Annotated in this window: 15 protein-coding genes; 5 read left to right on the forward strand and 10 right to left on the reverse strand. The window is 38.8% G+C overall.

Annotation, left to right across the window (positions count from 1 at the left end):
• Positions 1-213 precede the first annotated feature (213 nt).
• From HWQ38_RS30555 to HWQ38_RS30570, 4 genes are read right to left on the reverse strand one after another with little or no spacing between them, the layout of a single operon-like run.
• Positions 214-1,548 (reverse strand): TnsD family Tn7-like transposition protein, encoded by a 1,335-nt coding sequence (locus tag HWQ38_RS30555; RefSeq protein WP_292801344.1) that lies wholly within the window; start codon positions 1,546-1,548, stop codon positions 214-216.
• Positions 1,549-1,559: 11 nt separating this feature from the next.
• Positions 1,560-3,167: an ATP-binding protein gene (locus HWQ38_RS30560; RefSeq protein ID WP_292801346.1), complete on the reverse strand. Its 1,608-nt coding sequence runs from the start codon at positions 3,165-3,167 to the stop codon at positions 1,560-1,562.
• On the reverse strand, positions 3,160-5,370 hold the full coding sequence (locus HWQ38_RS30565; protein ID WP_292801349.1) for a transposase family protein: 2,211 nt from the start codon (positions 5,368-5,370) through the stop codon (positions 3,160-3,162). Before HWQ38_RS30565 ends, HWQ38_RS30560 begins: the two co-directional genes overlap by 8 nt.
• Entirely contained in the window at positions 5,371-6,219 is an 849-nt protein-coding gene (locus HWQ38_RS30570) for a TnsA endonuclease C-terminal domain-containing protein (protein ID WP_292801352.1), read from the reverse strand.
• Between the two features lie 189 nt (positions 6,220-6,408).
• Here HWQ38_RS30570 and HWQ38_RS30575 point away from each other — a divergent pair, with 189 nt between their 5' ends.
• Positions 6,409-7,083, forward strand: a complete 675-nt coding sequence (locus HWQ38_RS30575) for a CopG family transcriptional regulator (protein ID WP_292801355.1) — start codon at positions 6,409-6,411, stop codon at positions 7,081-7,083.
• 216 nt (positions 7,084-7,299) lie between these two features.
• Here the strand turns inward: HWQ38_RS30575 and HWQ38_RS30580 are convergent, their stop codons facing one another.
• From HWQ38_RS30580 to HWQ38_RS30595, 4 genes are all read right to left on the reverse strand, one after another.
• On the reverse strand, positions 7,300-8,607 hold the full coding sequence (locus HWQ38_RS30580) for a hypothetical protein (RefSeq protein ID WP_292801357.1): 1,308 nt from the start codon (positions 8,605-8,607) through the stop codon (positions 7,300-7,302).
• 104 nt (positions 8,608-8,711) lie between these two features.
• Positions 8,712-8,996 carry a helix-turn-helix domain-containing protein gene (locus HWQ38_RS30585; RefSeq protein ID WP_292801360.1) on the reverse strand — a complete coding sequence of 95 codons (285 nt, stop codon included), beginning with the start codon at positions 8,994-8,996 and terminating at the stop codon, positions 8,712-8,714.
• Entirely contained in the window at positions 8,989-9,300 is a 312-nt protein-coding gene (locus HWQ38_RS30590; protein WP_292801362.1) for a hypothetical protein, read from the reverse strand. The genes HWQ38_RS30585 and HWQ38_RS30590 overlap by 8 nt, the downstream gene beginning before the upstream one ends.
• Positions 9,301-9,555: 255 nt before the next feature.
• On the reverse strand, positions 9,556-9,777 hold the full coding sequence (locus HWQ38_RS30595; protein ID WP_292801365.1) for a hypothetical protein: 222 nt from the start codon (positions 9,775-9,777) through the stop codon (positions 9,556-9,558).
• A gap of 378 nt (positions 9,778-10,155) precedes the next feature.
• On the opposite strand from HWQ38_RS30595, the gene HWQ38_RS30600 reads away from it, so the two are divergent.
• Both HWQ38_RS30600 and HWQ38_RS30605 read left to right on the forward strand, forming a co-directional pair.
• Positions 10,156-10,545 carry a hypothetical protein gene (locus tag HWQ38_RS30600; protein ID WP_292801368.1) on the forward strand — a complete coding sequence of 130 codons (390 nt, stop codon included), beginning with the start codon at positions 10,156-10,158 and terminating at the stop codon, positions 10,543-10,545.
• 32 nt (positions 10,546-10,577) lie between these two features.
• Positions 10,578-12,791, forward strand: a complete 2,214-nt coding sequence (locus HWQ38_RS30605; RefSeq protein ID WP_292801371.1) for a winged helix-turn-helix domain-containing protein — start codon at positions 10,578-10,580, stop codon at positions 12,789-12,791.
• Here the strand turns inward: HWQ38_RS30605 and HWQ38_RS30610 are convergent.
• Positions 12,788-14,011 carry a DNA cytosine methyltransferase gene (locus tag HWQ38_RS30610; protein ID WP_292801374.1) on the reverse strand — a complete coding sequence of 408 codons (1,224 nt, stop codon included), beginning with the start codon at positions 14,009-14,011 and terminating at the stop codon, positions 12,788-12,790. The two genes, HWQ38_RS30605 and HWQ38_RS30610, sit on opposite strands and share 4 nt — an antisense overlap.
• Before the next feature lie 445 nt (positions 14,012-14,456).
• On the reverse strand, positions 14,457-14,948 hold the full coding sequence (gene ruvC / locus HWQ38_RS30615; protein ID WP_292801376.1) for a crossover junction endodeoxyribonuclease RuvC: 492 nt from the start codon (positions 14,946-14,948) through the stop codon (positions 14,457-14,459).
• A 174-nt stretch (positions 14,949-15,122) separates the two neighbouring features.
• Here ruvC and HWQ38_RS30620 point away from each other — a divergent pair, with 174 nt between their 5' ends.
• On the forward strand, positions 15,123-16,493 hold the full coding sequence (locus tag HWQ38_RS30620; RefSeq protein ID WP_292801378.1) for a gluconeogenesis factor YvcK family protein: 1,371 nt from the start codon (positions 15,123-15,125) through the stop codon (positions 16,491-16,493).
• 68 nt (positions 16,494-16,561) lie between these two features.
• Positions 16,562-17,017: a tRNA (adenosine(37)-N6)-threonylcarbamoyltransferase complex ATPase subunit type 1 TsaE gene (gene tsaE, locus HWQ38_RS30625; protein WP_292801380.1), complete on the forward strand. Its 456-nt coding sequence runs from the start codon at positions 16,562-16,564 to the stop codon at positions 17,015-17,017.
• Positions 17,018-17,591 lie beyond the last annotated feature (574 nt).

Genomic DNA, 17,591 nt, shown 5'->3' on the forward strand with positions numbered 1-17,591 from the left:
GTCGCGTGTCAAGGCTGCGCCCTGCCCGCTATTTGTGCCAGTTGCGTAAGTCCTGTATTTATTACTAGCAACTTTTTAATAGAAATTTTTTATTTTAAAACATATAAAAAACTATAACTTAGATATGGTATAGCATATTTAAAGTTTATAAGATACAAAATAGCCCACACCTTCTGTAGCGCACCCTCACTTTGTAAAGGGGAAAAGTCTACTTTATTTACTTGTCAAGTGCTGTAAAAAGTATTTATTTGGCATTTCTCTTAACAAGGGTAGTTTTAAATAACCTACTTGGTGAGCAATTGTCTCCTCGCTAACACCAAGGTATTGAGAAATTTCTGTAAAACTAAATACTTGATTTTCCCATAACATTTTCAATGCAAATTCCCAAACAAAACCGTATTCTACTTTCTTTTTAAGTATTGGTAATTGATACTTATAAATCCTATTAAAAGCTGTTTGGGAAGACATTAAGCCACAAATACAACGGAATATAGCTAAATTTTTAGTGCTGCCAGTATAGTCTATATCTTGGTATTTATCTTTAATTAATAGCTGTTGAAAATATTTACCACCTCGATTTACACATGGACAATAATCTGTTCCAAAAGGGTTATATTCCAAGGAAAGTTTAAAAATATTTTCCACTGTAGAACCTAAAAAAAGAATCACTAATAAATGACGATAAGGATGTCTTATCTTCCCATCTAAAATAAATATGTCTATAAGCCAGCTCCTAGATTTACCAAAATCACTTTGAAGCATTTTTAGAAGTTGAGGAGAGTAGTACTCTCTAAAATCATTGATAAGTTTGTCTAATGAATTCCGATCTTTAAAATTAAATTTTTCGTATTTTTTGTATAACAGTTTAATATAAACTTTACGTATAGAATCTCCAAAAAAAATGGCATTTGATTGCTTTAAAAGCCAATCAATATTATGAGCTAATTGTATAAGATGTTGAAAATTAACAACTGATAATTCTAAAGAATTATTGAGCTTGGTATTTATTGCTTTTTCTGCTACAATATATCCATGTCTGTAAGAATTTCCTAATACCTCGCTTTTTTGTAGAATAATGCTATGTATTGGACAAAATTTAATTCCAGGAACTTGATGTAGACGATGCCAATAACATTCACCAAATTGCTTTTTGTCTTCTAATACACATTGAGGACAAAAATGTAAATAGTTTTGAAATTGGATAAAAATTCCAAAGTCACGTGAAAGAATTTTTGGATTATCTTGTTTCATTGCATCTCGAAGTATTTTGATTAAGTATGGTAGATAAAACGCACTATAAAATGGCAATAAAGTATGATTATCAATTAATAAATCAGATGTGTAATTATTTCCTGCGGGTAAAGACGCAATAAGATAATCTAACCTAGTAGCAAGATAAAAATTCACAGAAGAAAACCTTTGCCAACTTTGCCCAAAAAGGTCTTGGGATATATGCATTTTAGTTTTATAATTCATCCGTTCAGAGTACCGCGCACAAACACTGTAAAATAATTCATCTGGATAAGGATCTGGAAACCAACCAATCATTTTGCTATATCCTACAATTGGTACTCACTGACAGATTTTATATAACCTGCTTCCTTGAGAGCTTCATAGTATGAAACACCTGTTGAAGCTTTTTTAGCAACTATTTCTGGTAAAGTATCTTTTGAGTCAGTCTGTTTATTACTTGTCCTTGATTTCTGAGTAGCCTTAATAGGAACTGAAGTAGAGCTTATCTCTTTTTCTTTTGGTAGTTTTGAGTTTGCTAACTCGGATAATTTCTGTGAGGGTTCAGCTGGCTTAATTTCCTCTGATGGGCTACTCTCTGAATCAGATTGATCTTCACCAATAACACTAGATGAATCTTCATTTGCTAAACGCTCTATTCCTTCTTCTATAAAAGGTTCGAGATCAATTGGCTTAACATCCTCACAATCCATGAGCAGTCTTAGTTTTTTGTCGGCATCTTTCTCTTTCAAGGCATTCATAACTTTTGTTGCAGTGCGAAGACAATCTTTAGCAACTGACTTGATGATTGAAGCTGTAATTCTCTCTTGACCACTCGATACGGCTCGCACTTGCGCCAGCATATAAAGCTTGGCAGCAAAATCTGTAATGCCTTGGCATTCGTAATAAAGGGTGTGGCTTAATTCTGGTGTCAGTGGAGAAGCTATTTGTACATATTGGTACCGCCAGAGAGATTTGACAAAAGTTTGCCAAGTTTCGTCCTCTTTCATTGTGTCCCAAACAAAATCTCCTTGACCTGTTCCTCGCCGTATCTGACGAAACTCACTGCTTAAAACAGACCAAGCTTTATAAGTTCCCACCAAAATAACTGGCAGCCCAATGGTATTAATTAGTTGTACAAAAAAGTTGAGCATTTTTTCGGAGCCACCACTTTTAGCTGAACTAAGATTTTGAATTTCATCAATCACAAGCATTCCTAGTGACTGGATTGATGCTACACGTGCCATGTTGGGAATCATGTCATCTACAGTTTGGCGTCCCTTGGCGTAGTTTCTGTAGTATTCTGTTCCCAGCAGGTAATCAACAGCTCGGAAAAAGTTGATACAAAGACCTCTGATTGAACCATCATGAGGACAGTCAAGTTTTAGCCACGCTATTTGCCTTAAAGTCAAGTTTTTATTAAGATAACGGCTGTGATTAATAATTTGCGGATAAAGCAACAGTATTTCTTCTACTCCGGTACTCTTGCCAATACCACTAAGTCCAATGATTGTCATGCTCTTTGCTGTTGAGCGTGAGGATCTAGGTAGGAATCCATTAGGGTCAATTAAATCCAGTGAACGCTTAGTATTTTGCCAAAATCCTGGCGATATAGGATTTCTAGCTTGATAGCCTAACCTAATAATGCGCGAGATCCGCTGTTCTAAATCAATATGAATACCAAGGGGTGTAAAAAATTCTAGAGTATCTTGGATATAATGAAAGCGTAAGTGAGTAGGCTGATTACGCATATCTTCACTGTAATGTGGAAACTTTGCCAGGCTCTTTGCTGCCTCTAATTTCGTCAAAATTTTTGGTAAAGCTTCAATAAGTGGGTTACCCCGATATTTGGGAACTTCTGGGTCGGAATATATTGCATTAATTTCTTCCCCTGTGAATACTGAAAATCGAGGTTTATACATTTCATCATCAGTCATTCTTCCACATTCCTTCGATAACTTCATTTAGCATTTCAGTTTCTTTTGGTACTGGTATATAACCTTCATCAGCATCTTGATACTGATTATTAACTTGCATTGGAAGCGCTGTTTCTAGTTGATCAGCAGTCTTTTCAGGTCTTAAATCACGAGCATTTTTATCTTGCTCATAATGTTTTTCAGCTTTTCGACTATTTTTTGTTCCTTTAATAAGAGACTGTTTAGACTTACCTTGACGAGCTTTTTCGGTTTTTTCTGTTGCATCCGTTTTATATCGATCTAAAGAAGCATTTAAATAAGCTTTCGCCTGTCTTTGATTGGGTTGATTATCTTGTTGTGCAAAGTTCTGTTCAGCAAAGTGATCCATAATTTCCTCTAGGTTGCAGTCTAAAAAGGTTTTTGAAGCAGGAAGCATCTCACAAACTTCCATACGTTTCCCACCATCAACAAGCATATAGATCACCAGAGGCTTTCGAGGATCGTAGACAACTGGAACTTTCCAACTACCTTGAATTCCAGCCTTTATAAACCAATGCTCTCTCGTAGCAGATTCACAGGTGTAACGCAGGCGATTATGTAAATTAACCCCTTTGGCTCGGAAGCAAATCCCATAGCGAGTAACGGTAGCATCTGCTCTGTGCAAAAGATTTAAACGAATAATTTCAGGTGTCTCCTGACGAGGACGACCGTAATTACGGATTCCCCATTCCCACAACTCCAATGGAAAAGGTTCCACATGATCTTCAATCATGTGCTTTGTCATAGGATATTCATTTAAGCGGTGGTAATTATTGTAGTAAAGGATGAGTTGGATCATAATTACTCGAAATTCATCGAGGGTATAAATAGCATCCAATCGATAATCTTGATCACCTCTTTCCCTTGGCTTATATACTGCTCCTGGTTGAAAATGAATAACCTCATCGTTAATTAAGCGGAACATCCTCTCTACACAAGGCTTCCAATCGGGGCGATATGGCGGTGTGGGTGAGATTTCTATCCCAAGACTTTTAAGTGCTTGTCTAGCGTTACCGCTCAAGTATTCGCTACCACGGTCATTTTGAATTAATTTACAAAGATGGTTACAATGCCAATCTTCTGTTGTAATCGTGATACCAAATTCCTGACAAAACTTTACTTTATCTGTAGTTGCATTTTCCAGAGCCAAAGATGCCCCCAACCAACTCGGCCCTTCAAGGGCCGCACTAAATCCTACAATACTTCGGGAAAATATATCTACAATTAAGTAGAGAACAGGTCGTCCAATTATGCGACTTCTGTCTAAAGAACTAACTAAGTAAATATCAGCTATTGTAGAATCAATTTGCCAAAGCGCACCTGGAAAAGGAGCCATATCGGTTGAGTTACCCAGTACCTCTCGGTAGCCGAGGTTAAATTTACGCTCACCTTCACGAGAGATGAGTGATTTTTTAAGATCGCGGTCTTTATAATACCAATATTGAAACTGTCTCAAAGTAGGACATTGTTCTGGAGGGAAAAAGAGAGGAACTTCATTTCCATCTTTCCCTTTTATTTTTATAGAGAAAAACTCCTCAAACATTTTTTGGTAAGCATCTTTGAGCGGTAATCTCTTCTTTTCATGATATTTCTTGGCACTTTTAACGATAATTAACCGTAATTCTTCATTTATATTAATACCAGGAGGTTCATCTTTTAACTTAGTTCTTTTACTAGGAGCGCCTAGTTTTTTAGTGATATTACGGTTTTTACCTTTTCCACCACAATAATCATAATTGGGCAGAAGTGCATTTAATTTTTGCCCTCTTTGCCAGTAGGAGCGCAATAATTGGTAAATTGTTGGCTTATTACTTCCTGTCAGTTCTATTGCCTGCCTAACTAATAAACCTCGCTCATCAGGAAAAAACGCTTTATATCCACTTTCAATAATTAAAGCGATTTTGTTCCACGCATTATCTCTAAAATTACGGTGGGTTTCAGGAATTAAATCTTCAGGACGATATAGATATGCATAGGGATCGGTATCTAGAATAGAAGCTTTTTGTTCAGCTAATGCTGCTTCAATTTCTTCGATTCTCTGTAAAACTGGAAATGCTTTAGAATTATTCAGCTCAATTGTGACTACATCTGTTCCAGATGGGTCAATCCAGAGTAATCTGATGATGGTAAAAAGATTACCATCCTCATTCTGTAGTTCAATTAGCATATTCTCATATAAATTCATTTAGCAACTCTTATTTGTTTCATATTTAAGGGAAGGAGTAGCCAAAAGTGTCAATTTCTTCCTGAACTGATCTTGTAGTGGCTGGTTCATATCGATTAGCCATTTCCGATTAGCGATTAGATGACGAGCAACTGCAAGGCTACTGCCTGGTTCCAAGGCAAGTCGTTCATCGCATTGAGCTGCTAAATCACTTAGTGAAACGTCTCCCTGAATTACACCTTTAGCAAGTACGGCTGTAATTTGTCTAATGTTAAGTTCTGAAAGAGGTGAAAGGTTTTGAATAAAAAAGTAGTTGTGTAAAAATCCAATATTTTTGGCCAACACCTCTGGAATATCTTGTTCAGTAACTATGCCCCAGCTAATTTTCCGGGACTCCCAATAACGACGTTCAATTTCAAACTTTTCCAGAACTCGCGGATCTTGTAATTCCTGTGAAAGCTTAACTGTTCTAGCTTGATCCATAATTCCTATACCTGTAGTTCCTGGAATAGTTACAACGAAGTCTGTGGTCATCACGTTAGGTTCCCTAGTCTTGGGATTGACTGGGTGCTTGTAACCACACTGTTTAGCAATATCTAAGGTTTCTTCGAGTTCTAAAGGAAACTGCTCTCGGATATCAATGACGATAGGTGACCATTCGAGCGCGTAAAAATAATGAAACTCACTCATGCTAAACAAGTGGTATTCTCTTTGAGTTTTCCAACCCAAGCCCTGGACAGAAAAACCTTGAGATGAGAAGTCCATTATCCAAATTGCTGGTTTGTAATCAAGACCCCGGCCTTGACCACAGCCTTCATCTAGGCGCTTGTTAACGTCTTTCCGGTTTTTTTTGCTACTACGCTGAGGCATCTGCATGAGAAGGCTTTAGAATATGCACTTTAATACGTATATTCTAAATCTAGAAGTTACACAAAAATGCGTATATTCTAAAGAAAAAAATTTAAATTTGGTTACAATTTATTTAGCTGTGTAAACTGGGCGCTAGCTCTTATCATTGAGACAAAGTATATGTAAGTTTTTTGAGAGTGAGGGCGGCTAATGCCAAAAGGAAGTAAACGAGTTAAGGGAGTCCCAGAGCTACAGGACGAACTGAAAACACGAGTGAACCTCTCCCTGACTCCCACAGCTATAGCGAACCTGGATGTCATGGCTATTGAAAGAGGAATATCAAAATCGGAGTTGGTAGAACGAATTGCCCGACGACAAATACCTTTAAATGATTACCGCGACCCTTTAAGAGATGCTTCAGTAGCAGCTCTGGTAGAACGTGTGATTCAAGAATTACCTCCGCTTGATATAACTATTTCCAAAGTAAAATTTATTCCATTCAATAATCGAGAAAAATTGCCTAACTCTCCGGGAGCATATTTAATAACTAATTGGCAATATGAATATATTGATTCTACTAATGATCTGAAAGAAAGATTAATGAATGAAGAGGTTAGAAAATCTTTACAAGAAATGTTTAAAGATAAAGAAGATAATATCTTATTGTTCTGGATTGAGTGTAATGATGCCAGATTAATTAACGTTCTTCAAAAAGAAATCAGAAGTGTATTTAGGGGTATTAGAGAAGATATAATATCCCAATCTTTGTGTAGAAAAGTGCAGGAAAAAGATTTTATTCAAACTAATGAGAATCTTTCTAATGATTTGTATACTTATATCAGCCATATAGCTAGCACTGGTAAGAAAAGAAAGCTGCCGATTTAGCAAACGATATTACAAAAAATCTGTAATGCCGATATCAATAACTTTCATATTTTTGATATCTTCGTAAGAATTAAGCAACTATTAGAAATTTATATATTTAATCTTTCCAATAATCTGAAACGTATTTAACTTTTCAAGCTAAAAGCTTTACTGTTAGGTTTTTAGCCTTCTAAAAGTACAATTTAGATGCGTAACAGCTTAATACAGTATTCTAAGTTAGCCTTCTGTGGTAACTAAACTCAGTGTTTGTTCAATCGACTTTAACGCTGATTGAATATCTGTACTCAGTGCATCTGCCTCGGCTTTAATCACAGCCACACCCTTACCAACTTCCGTCAAAGATTTTTTTATAGTTCTGATTCGTCCCAAAGCTGTGCGGATCTGCTGAATCTGTTGTTCAACAGCAGTAACATCCAGTTCTGATTCAAAGGTACGCAATTTATTTAACCTTTGCTGGATCACCAAAAAGCGGATAGCAATGATTAAAAATGGATGGGTTGTGGCGATCCAATGACCGGACTCAGAAACTCCCTCTGCCCAATCACCGATTTCCTGCGCTAATCCCTCACGCGAATAACTTAAAAAAATTGCCGAATTTGCAGAACGCCGCATCATTGCTGACTGTAAATGTTGAGTGATTGCTTGGCGACCAAAAGGTTTTGAGGGTCGTTTTCTAGCTTCAATCACTATTGACAGTTCAATTACAGCTAACGATTTACTGGTGAACTTTACCAGAATATCGCCAGTATCCCCATCGTGACCAATATGCTCCACCTCTACTCCACTCAATTTTGACCAATTTCGCAGTTCGACAACAACTAATTCCTCATAGTTGATGCCTTTTGCAGTTGTCTGCTCAAGTACTTGTTGTGTCACTTGTTGATCTCGAATTTCTCTGGTCAGTTTTTCCACTTGTTCGGTTAATGGTTTCACAGACTCAGAAACCACATTTTTAACTGCCGCAGCCAGAGTACCATTTTCCTTAGTGGCATTTATTAATGCTGCTTTAAATGCGCCTTGAATTGAATCAGAGCGTTTGGCATCTAACAGTTGACGTAATGAATTCAGAAAGCGGCCAACAACAGAAGTTTCTCTGGCGGGGTCTATTTCTTGTGTAAGCAGAGTGCTGACGCTATTGAGTTTTTCAGTAAGGATGCCTGAAGTCAGATTAATTTGATTTTGCAGTGGAGCTAATAATTGACCATTCTCCGTCCCTACTTGATTAATTAATTCCTGCTGGAAAGACTCTGCAATTACCTTAACTGTCTGCTGAAACTCCACCAACAAGGATTCCATCTGCTGCTTAATTAATTCGTTGCCATGACGAGTTTGAGCAGTTTGCAAGCAAAGAAATCCTAACTCAAAAGCATCCCGGCAAATATCCTCATATTCTGACTGAGGAAATTGTTGTAAGTAGCTGATGGCATTTTTAAGAGGGATTGCCAAGCGATGAATCAGGACATGGTTTTGTGTCAATTCAATACTGGAGGGCAGGTAATAAGAGTCATTGGTGGAGCGGTTCATGGAACAGTGGGTAGGCTGGTGACGATAAATTGCACCCTACTACCTATTTTTTATGCCAGTCAAGGTGATGAAGAAAAGTTTTGTCAATTTGCAAAACTGAAGGATTAATTCGGTGGTGGAGAATTATGCCACTGTTCCAACAGAGGGCTAATTACTTCGGCATTGGCGAGAAGAAAATCAGCTACAGCCATAATTCTCTGGTAAGGTAAGCCAGCTTCTCGGCGGCTGGCTTGTCCACCCAACCAGTGATAAGCTGTCGATTTAGAGATGGCACAGATTTTTGCTAATTCTTCGTAACCCAATCCCCAACGATAGCTAAAGTCTTGGGGGGACATGAACATTTGGTTATGCAGTTCTAGCAACTGCTCAGGTTTTTGAGCTTCAGACATAATTGCCCCTAAGCCTTTCCAATGATGACTTTTCTAGGGATTCGATATCATCCTCGAAAGCGAAGTCGCAGGTGCAAATTTCACGAGAGGGACTGCGCTCATCTAAAAGAACCAAGTAATGTAAGCCAGTGGCAATGCAACTGGCTTGTTGGGCGTAGATTACTCCGATGACGCGGCCAAAGTCGCCGTTGGGTACTTGAAACCAGCGTACCCATTCACCGAGACGAAATCTCTGGTGGGGTAATTCGCTGGGAATAACCTCTGGCATAGCTACTGGCGGTATTTGAGGAAAAATATTAGGCATAAAAATTTACTTAGTTGCAGATTAACCAAGAACAGCAAAGACCAGGAAGAATTCCGTTTTGTAAACGGAAATTTTCCAGCATGGTGAACAATAGTTATCCACGCCAAGCTTAAAATCTCACCTGTTTTTCTTTGATCAGCAAACTAAACCCTCTCTGCTTGATTGCAAGTCAATAGTAGGGCTGGTTGTTATGATCAATCATATTTTACTCGTTTTTGATGGTAAATCATATCTGTATACATGGAAATTTATGATTTATTTGTGTTTCTTGTAGGGTGCGACTGCTGATACTTGTTCTAAAAGCTCTGTAATTGCTGGTTGAATTTCTTCTAGGCTGATGGCTATAAGGTTAATGGTATGAGCGACTTCGAGAATTTGTAGCACTGTATCAGGTCGTTTCTCAAATTGAGAACCCCAGTTCTTATCGATTGTTTGGTAGGAATAAACCCCAAAGGTTGCTTCTGTGAGCGTTCGCACGCACGCAGCTCTATACCCTCTTTTTTCTGGCTTTGGGCTTTTAACGTACAAACGGCAGTATTCCAATGGTTCCATTAACGGTTTATTCTGATTGCGTCAATTAATGATTTTGTCGCTTGTAGTACCGGAAAAAATACCCATTAATAATGGTAATTCTGTAAAATCATTTTTTATTAATTACCGAACTCGACCTCTTTTATAGCTTTTGTAACCTATAATCAAAACAGGTTACAAAACAGCATAAAATGGTTAAAAAACTAGTGTAAACAGTCTTGCATCTGGTATTGTATAACTGAAAAACCGAAGCTAGACCTTGATAAGAAGCTTGCTTATGATTTTGTAACCAATAATTAATACAGGTTAAAGAAACTCGACATAATGAATAGCGCAGACCGACCCTCTCCAAACGATCAAAATCAAATGAATCCTAAACAAGAACCTAAGTTAGTTGGGAAGTTGATTAGCCTTTCAAAAAAAGGCTCTCCAAGTTTTTCCAAGATGCATATACGTTTAAACACTTCAGCAGAAAGCCCACAACCCGGTTCATGGTTGGCTGTTGAAGCTGTAGATGCTAACGACCAACAACTAAGGATTTTAGCTAAAGTCGTCAATTCCTGGGAACATAATCCTCATGAGGATGCCCACGGTTCTGCGGTCAACGAAGTAATACCATTTCCAACAAACTATGCACCTGAAGGTGAATCTACGATTATCTACAGGATTGCTGAAGTTGAACCTGTTAAGGAAGTTGTAAAGTTGGTCTACTAAGCGTCAATTAAACCTTGGAGAAAATGGAGATAATGGAGAAAATGTATAGTGAAGCATTTGGTAAAGCAGATGTACCCAAGCGAGAGGCTGCAATTATTCAATTTTTGCGTGAAAATCCAGAAGGCGCAACAGCAAGTAATATTCATCAGGAGGTAAGTAAACATCTGGGAGATACAATAAGCCGTCCAGCTTATTACAAACTGTTAGAACGTTTGGTAGCTGCTGGCAAGATTGAGCAAGCTAAAGAGGGTGGTACTCGTCGCTACCTTCTACTGCCTCAATTACATGCTACAAGTCGGCTAACACTAGATGATGTATATGAGATGCTTCCGTTTGTGCAATCTTCAGAAGCAATGGCACGAGCGATTGAAGCACACCAATACTTTCTGGAACATCGTGATACGGTTGTTCGGGAAGCAGCTCACGCTTTATGTGAAGAACCAGCTGCAAATCTTTTCTATCTTTGGATTCGCAATTTGATAGAACTGCTAGAAGCAGATTTGAAAAGCTATCGGTATGTGGAAAAAAAAGGTTCTTATATAGGTCAAGCAGTTTTTGCAGATAACTCTTTAGAACGCCGTCTGCAATCGCAGTGTGACACTTTAAGAGATTTGCTTTATCGGCAACTCAGCATTCCTCGGAGTATTGTTGACATACCGGAATGGAATGGATTACATGGTTTAAAACAAGGTGAACAGCTTGGCTACGATTGGGATAATTTAAAGATAATCCTTGAAAAACGAGTATTCGGCGTAGGTGAAAAGCAAACTGTACTGGGTCTTGTTACGGTTACACCACAAGCATTAGCCAAGGCAAAGCAGGAATATGTTATTTCGGGAAGTGATGGGAGCTTCCATGCAGGTACTTTAGGAATACGTACAGCGAAAGGATATATTGAAGACGAATCTTTTGTTGTTACCTTCAACAATGGAGTTGCTTATGTGCGTTCTTCAGAAAGAATAAATCAGCAAAAAGGACAAAAAAAGTTTATACATTCTGCTCCTGTTACCCGCCAAACCCTTGATGACCCTGCTTACAAAGGCATGGTGCTTGCACCCTTCATGTTTCCAACTCTTACTGATTCAGAATATGAACACATGGCAAGGGCTGCCACAGATGTTGTACAGATGCGGGTAGACGACGAAGTTTTCAATGGAAAAGCGCGTGACATAATTACTGGGGAACAAATTTCTACTCCCCGCATACATATCCGTGATGGCACAATCACTCCCCAAGAGCGGTACTTTAGCCACTATTACCGGATGGACCCTTATGGTGATATTGTACGTGAAGGAATTGCTCGTAGTCGGAGTATTCTAGAACGAATTCGAGCTGTTCCAATTGAAAACTCTCGTAGTAAACCACAAATCTATGCTGGCTCTGTAAAGTCTACCCAAAATCGGTTGTTTTGCCGCCTACTTAATTGGTACATAGCCCAAGGCTCAAAATTAACTCGTGGTCAGGCAATAGCAGCTAATTGGGATATTTCACGAGCGTCATATATTTCTGACATTGATGCGATGACAGCATTATTCGCCACTATGCCACGTCCTCCTCAACAAGAATCTTTATGGGTTTCTTGTGTTGTATTGCGTCAATTTGCCTCTCTAACTGAGTTTTTTGATATAAAATTCAACCAAGAAAATGATTGGTTTAATCTGTTACTAGCACGTCGTAATAAAGCGCTTGATGAGTATGAGAAATATCGAAGTACTTTACCATACCATGCACTTATTAGTGAGGACGAACTAGCAAATGACTCTTACCTTTATTTGTTAGAAAATGCTGATTATGCATCTTTTTACATAGGACACACTGCTGGAAATCCAGCACCAAAGATTCCGCGCTACGAGTTTTTATGTTCGCTACGCCCGTATATATCCCTTGAAAATAATTCAAAACCAGCTTTAGATTATGTTCAAAGTGCAGTACAACAGTTAGTGGCTGGACTATTAACTTGCGAATTTCAGCAAGACCGTGACCATAACTATATGAGCCATCTCAATATAGTTAAAATAATTCCCTCTGTTGTTTATCAAGCCCATGAATATGCTAAAAGCTTAGGTAAAAAGCTAGAAAGCGATTTAAAATCTACGGTAGTAAGTAGGCTAGCTCAACGTCGTAATCAACCTATCAATGAACGTGATGTGGATGTTAATCCTATCAATGTCACACGTTATGTACAACGTTTCAATGTAGCGAGGCAAGCTTTACCTCCATCAGAGCAAGATGACAGTATGCGTTAATTCTCAATCAAAAAACCTAACTCATTATAAATGTGACGTCCTATTGCTTCCGCTAAGGGGAGTGGAACTGCATTGCCTACTAATTGCATTTGTTCAGCAAGATTTCCATGAAAAATGAAATCATCGTTGAAACCTTGTAGTCTTGCAGCTTCACGTATAGTTAGTGTTCTTGGTTGGCTGTAATGGAAAAAACGTCCACTTCCCGCATTTTGGAAGTAAGTAGTTAACGTGCGGGCCAATCCCGCACGATGAAGTCGCCCATATGCTTGTGAATAGTAACGCTTTTTAGAGGATTGAATATCATACACTTCAAGCCTGCCACCTTCCCTAACATTTTGGAGTTGACTTAAGCGCTCTCCTGAATGCTGACGAGCTATACAATTAGCCACATACTCACTGTCTTGCCGCAAAGCTCTTTGATACAGATTTTGCGCCTCGTGAGTATATTTTTGCAGAGAATCTTTTCCAGCAGAGCTAACTAAATCGCTAATGGCATCACCTACTGTAACAAGTGGTTCCAGTTTGGGACTAACGGTATTTATGACTTTTTCTACTTGTTGAGCACCTTTACGATTAATTACTAGATCAGCACCGAAAATACTATGAGATGTTTCGTTATTTAAAACAACAAGCTCATTACTATCATTTAAATGATAACTATAAATATATTGCCCTTCTTGACCGTGCGTAGGTTGAGGAAATGTTGGCTTTTTATTATAGTCTCGACGATATGCTATTAAGAATAATCTATGTCGTGTTTGAGGAGTACCGTAACGTGCTGCGTTTAATATACCATAGGTAATACAAAAATATTCAGAAAGTTCTTTAATTAGAGGATAAAAAAGAGGATGAAATAATAACTGTGGTACATTTTCCATTACCAAAAAACTAGGTTTTATTTGCTTTACAACTTTTGCGTAGGCTAAGACCAAGTTATTAATATCATCATCTTGCTTTCGTTTGCCTAATAGACTAAATCCCTGACAAGGTGGGCCGCCCAATATACCATCTAATCTCTGTCCGTCTAGAGTTTTATAAATTTGCTCATCTCTAAGTTCAGTAATATCTATCAATTCATAGTTAGCATCAGGGCTATAAGATTTATAAGAATTTTTAGCTGGTTCAAATTTATCATAAAGTGCCAAAGTTTGATATTTACCAGTGCGTTCAAATCCCTGCGCTAAACCAGCTGCTCCGGCAAAAAGTTCAATCACATTCATTTTTATTAGCTCTCTTAGCCATTGACTCTTTAACTGCCTTTTTTATATTTGATACAGCTATACAAAAACTCAACCTCACAGACAGCCAATATACCATTGCTGCTAACTCTACTATAGGAATCCGGTTTGATCCTTGAATTTACTTGCGTGGGCAGGGGATAGGGAATAGGAAACGGGGAACAAGAAAGAAGCGATAGATTCGTACTAAGTCTTGTTCAAAAATCAAATAGGAGTCCTATATGTGGAGACGAATTAATGGATCTCGCAAACCGCAAAAGTGTCATGTATTTGGATAATCCTCTAAAAGAACATAAATTATTGCAAACGATCGCTCGTACCAATCGTGTCTTAAGTATTTTTACTCTGTGACAGTTAGTAAAGGACTTTACGAACCAGTAAAGGACTTTACGAACCAGTAAAGGACTTTATTGTTTATGTACAACATCTACAGCTGATAAGAAGCCGTCAAAGCTACCGCCAAAGCATCCGCAGCATCATCAGGCTTGGGAATTTCATCTAAATCCAACTCCCGTGCCACCGCTTCTTGCACTTCTGACTTATCAGCATTACCATAGCCTGTTAAAGCTTGCTTAATTTGAGCCGGAGTAAACTCTACGTAGGGAAGACGACGCTGGCTTAACACCAAAATGAGTACACCCCGCGCCTGTGCAACGACGATTGTACTTGACATCCGATAGAAGAATAGTTTCTCGATCGCCACCAAATCCGGTTGCAACTCCTCCATCAGGGTGTGTAAATCATCAAACAAGGTACATAGGCGCTGTCCCATTTCGACATCTGCTGACGTTCTGATTACCCCAAAATCCAGCATATTTACTGTCGTCTCTTGCACCTTGTGGGAAATTTGTGTACAGGTAATTGCCCCAAATCCTAAAATTGCCAGTCCTGGATCTAATCCTAAAATTCGTTTTTCCATTAAATTCACTTTTACCAAGCCAGGCTATTGTTGAACTAGGAATACTGGCAATCTTCACGACTTGTTCTTAGTCTAATGCGATTGACAAATATAATAGTTTCACGCCTGGTGTTTTAAACCAAGTGATCTAAATTTTCTGTTAATTATTGTTTGTAGCACTGCTCCAAATCAGGTATGTCAAATGGTTTTTTCAGACAAGCCCTCAACGCCCTGCAAAAGCAGTCGCGCTCTCGTACTTCACATCGGGTTAACCAGTGGTTCAAATGGTTATCCCCTGGACTATCGGTAAAACGTTGGTTGTTGATCAGTCTTGGGGGTGTACTGCTGGCGAGTTTGGGGTTAGCTATTTGGATTAAGCTGACTCCAATTTTTTGGATGATCGAGTTGGTTAGGAATTTCCTGGGAGTAATCACCAACCTCTTACCTAACTATATCAGTGGCCCTTTGGTGCTGCTTGGCGGCTTGCTGTTAGTGCTTTGGGGGCAAACTCGCACTGTCGGCTCAATTACTAAGGTACTCAGAGCCGAAGGCGGAGAGGAACTGATTGATGTCTTGCTAGCCCATCGTCGATTGTACCGAGGCCCGAAAATAGTGGTAATTGGTGGTGGTACGGGACTTTCTACGTTGTTAAGGGGACTGAAAACCTACAGCGCTAATATTACTGCGATCGTCACTGTCGCAGATGATGGTGGATCTTCTGGGCGGTTGCGTGAAGAGTTTGGTGTGCTACCACCAGGGGATATTCGCAATTGTTTGGCTGCACTAGCAGATGAAGAAAAGCTATTAACAGAATTGTTTCAATACCGTTTTCGGGCTGGAGATGGGTTAACGGGTCACAGTTTTGGCAATTTGTTTTTAACAGCAATGAGTGATATTACTGGAGATTTAGAACAAGCAGTTGCAGCCAGTTCCAAAGTGCTAGCGGTACGCGGACAAGTACTACCAGCAACTCTCAGTGATGTTCGCCTTTGGGCAGAATTAGCCGATGGTCGCCGGATTAATGGGGAGTCTAGTATTCCCAAAGCTGGCGGTAAAATTGTCAAAATTGGCTGTATTCCAGCTAATCCTCCGGCGGTGCCAGCAGCGATTAAGGCACTTAAAGAAGCTGATTACATTATTATTGGCCCAGGTAGCCTTTATACTAGCCTGATTCCTAACTTATTAGTACCAGAAATTGCCGATGCGATCGCTCAAACAGATGCTCCCCGGATTTATATCTGCAATATAATGACTCAACCAGGAGAAACTGAAGACTACACTGTTGCGGATCACATCAGAGCAATTGATGCTGCTTGTGGGCAAAGACGGCTATTTGATGCTGTGCTAATACACAACAAATCCCCCTCGGAGCAATCACTCATCCGCTACGCCGAACAAAACTCCCATCCAGTTTTCTTGGATAGAGAAGCCGTAACTCAGCTAGGGCGAAAGATTGTTCCAGCTAATGTTTTGTATGAAGATGAAACGGGTTTTGTACGTCACAATCCTCAGAAACTAGCACGAGTGTTGTTGCGGTGGTACGGTAGAGCTCATCACGGAAGATGAAAATTTGTCATTAGTCATTCATCTTTTGTTTAGATCAATGACGAATGACCAATGACCAATGACTAATTATGAAAATTTTTCTTGCAGATGCAGAGGCGACGCTACACTTAGGTATTACTCTCGGTCAATCCCTGACCCCTGGTAGTGTAATTTTACTAGAAGGTGATTTAGGTACTGGTAAAACTACCCTAGTTCAAGGTATTGGCAAGGGTTTGGGAATCGCTGAACCCATTGTCAGTCCCACTTTCACCCTGATTAATGAGTATACAGAAGGACGCCTCCCTCTTTACCACCTAGATTTATATCGCTTAGAACCACAAGAAGTTGCAGCCCTGAATTTAGAAAGTTACTGGGAAGGTGTTGAGGTCATACCAGGAATTGTGGCAGTTGAATGGGCGGAACGATTACCTTACAAGCCAGATAGTTATTTAAGTGTGAGTTTGACTTATGGGCATGGGGGCACTCGTCAAGCTGAACTCATACCATTTAATTGTGCCATTAGCGAAGTCATTGCCGCGATTTAAGCTGATCTCCCGACTGAAGTACTAGGGATTTCACTTTTTTGCTGATAATACTAGAAAATTTCTGCAAATAGTCGAGGGAGAACTCCACACTCGTCCTATCTGCCACTACCACGCTCACCATTGTAAGTCACTAACATTGTTATCTTAACCAAAAATAAACGAAAGAATTGTTCAACAGAAAATATATTGCAATAGAGCAAATGTAAATAAACTGTTGTTGGGTTTAATGAGAGTTATTACAGAACTTAGTCAGCTTGCTTGAACCAGATTAGTTCCCTACTGTCATTCGGAGATCCAACCCTTGATTATTTAGCAGCGAAAGCTAGTAGATAAAAGTTAAACAACAATCAAGTTCTGTATAAGTCGTCTAACTTTCCTTACACTTAGTATTCCCAAGTTAAGTTCACAATCTATACAAAAGAAAAAACTAATTTATGATTTTTTAAAATAAGTCCAAATAATTTTAACTAGCAAATAATTCTTATATTCACATCTGTAATTACATCTGATATCAAGGAAATATTAAAACATCTAGTATTTCTACATAATTATCGTAGAAATACTAGATGTTTTA

Source organism: Nostoc sp. NMS7 (genome assembly GCF_017115085.1).
Classification (GTDB): Bacteria; Cyanobacteriota; Cyanobacteriia; order Cyanobacteriales; family Nostocaceae; genus Nostoc.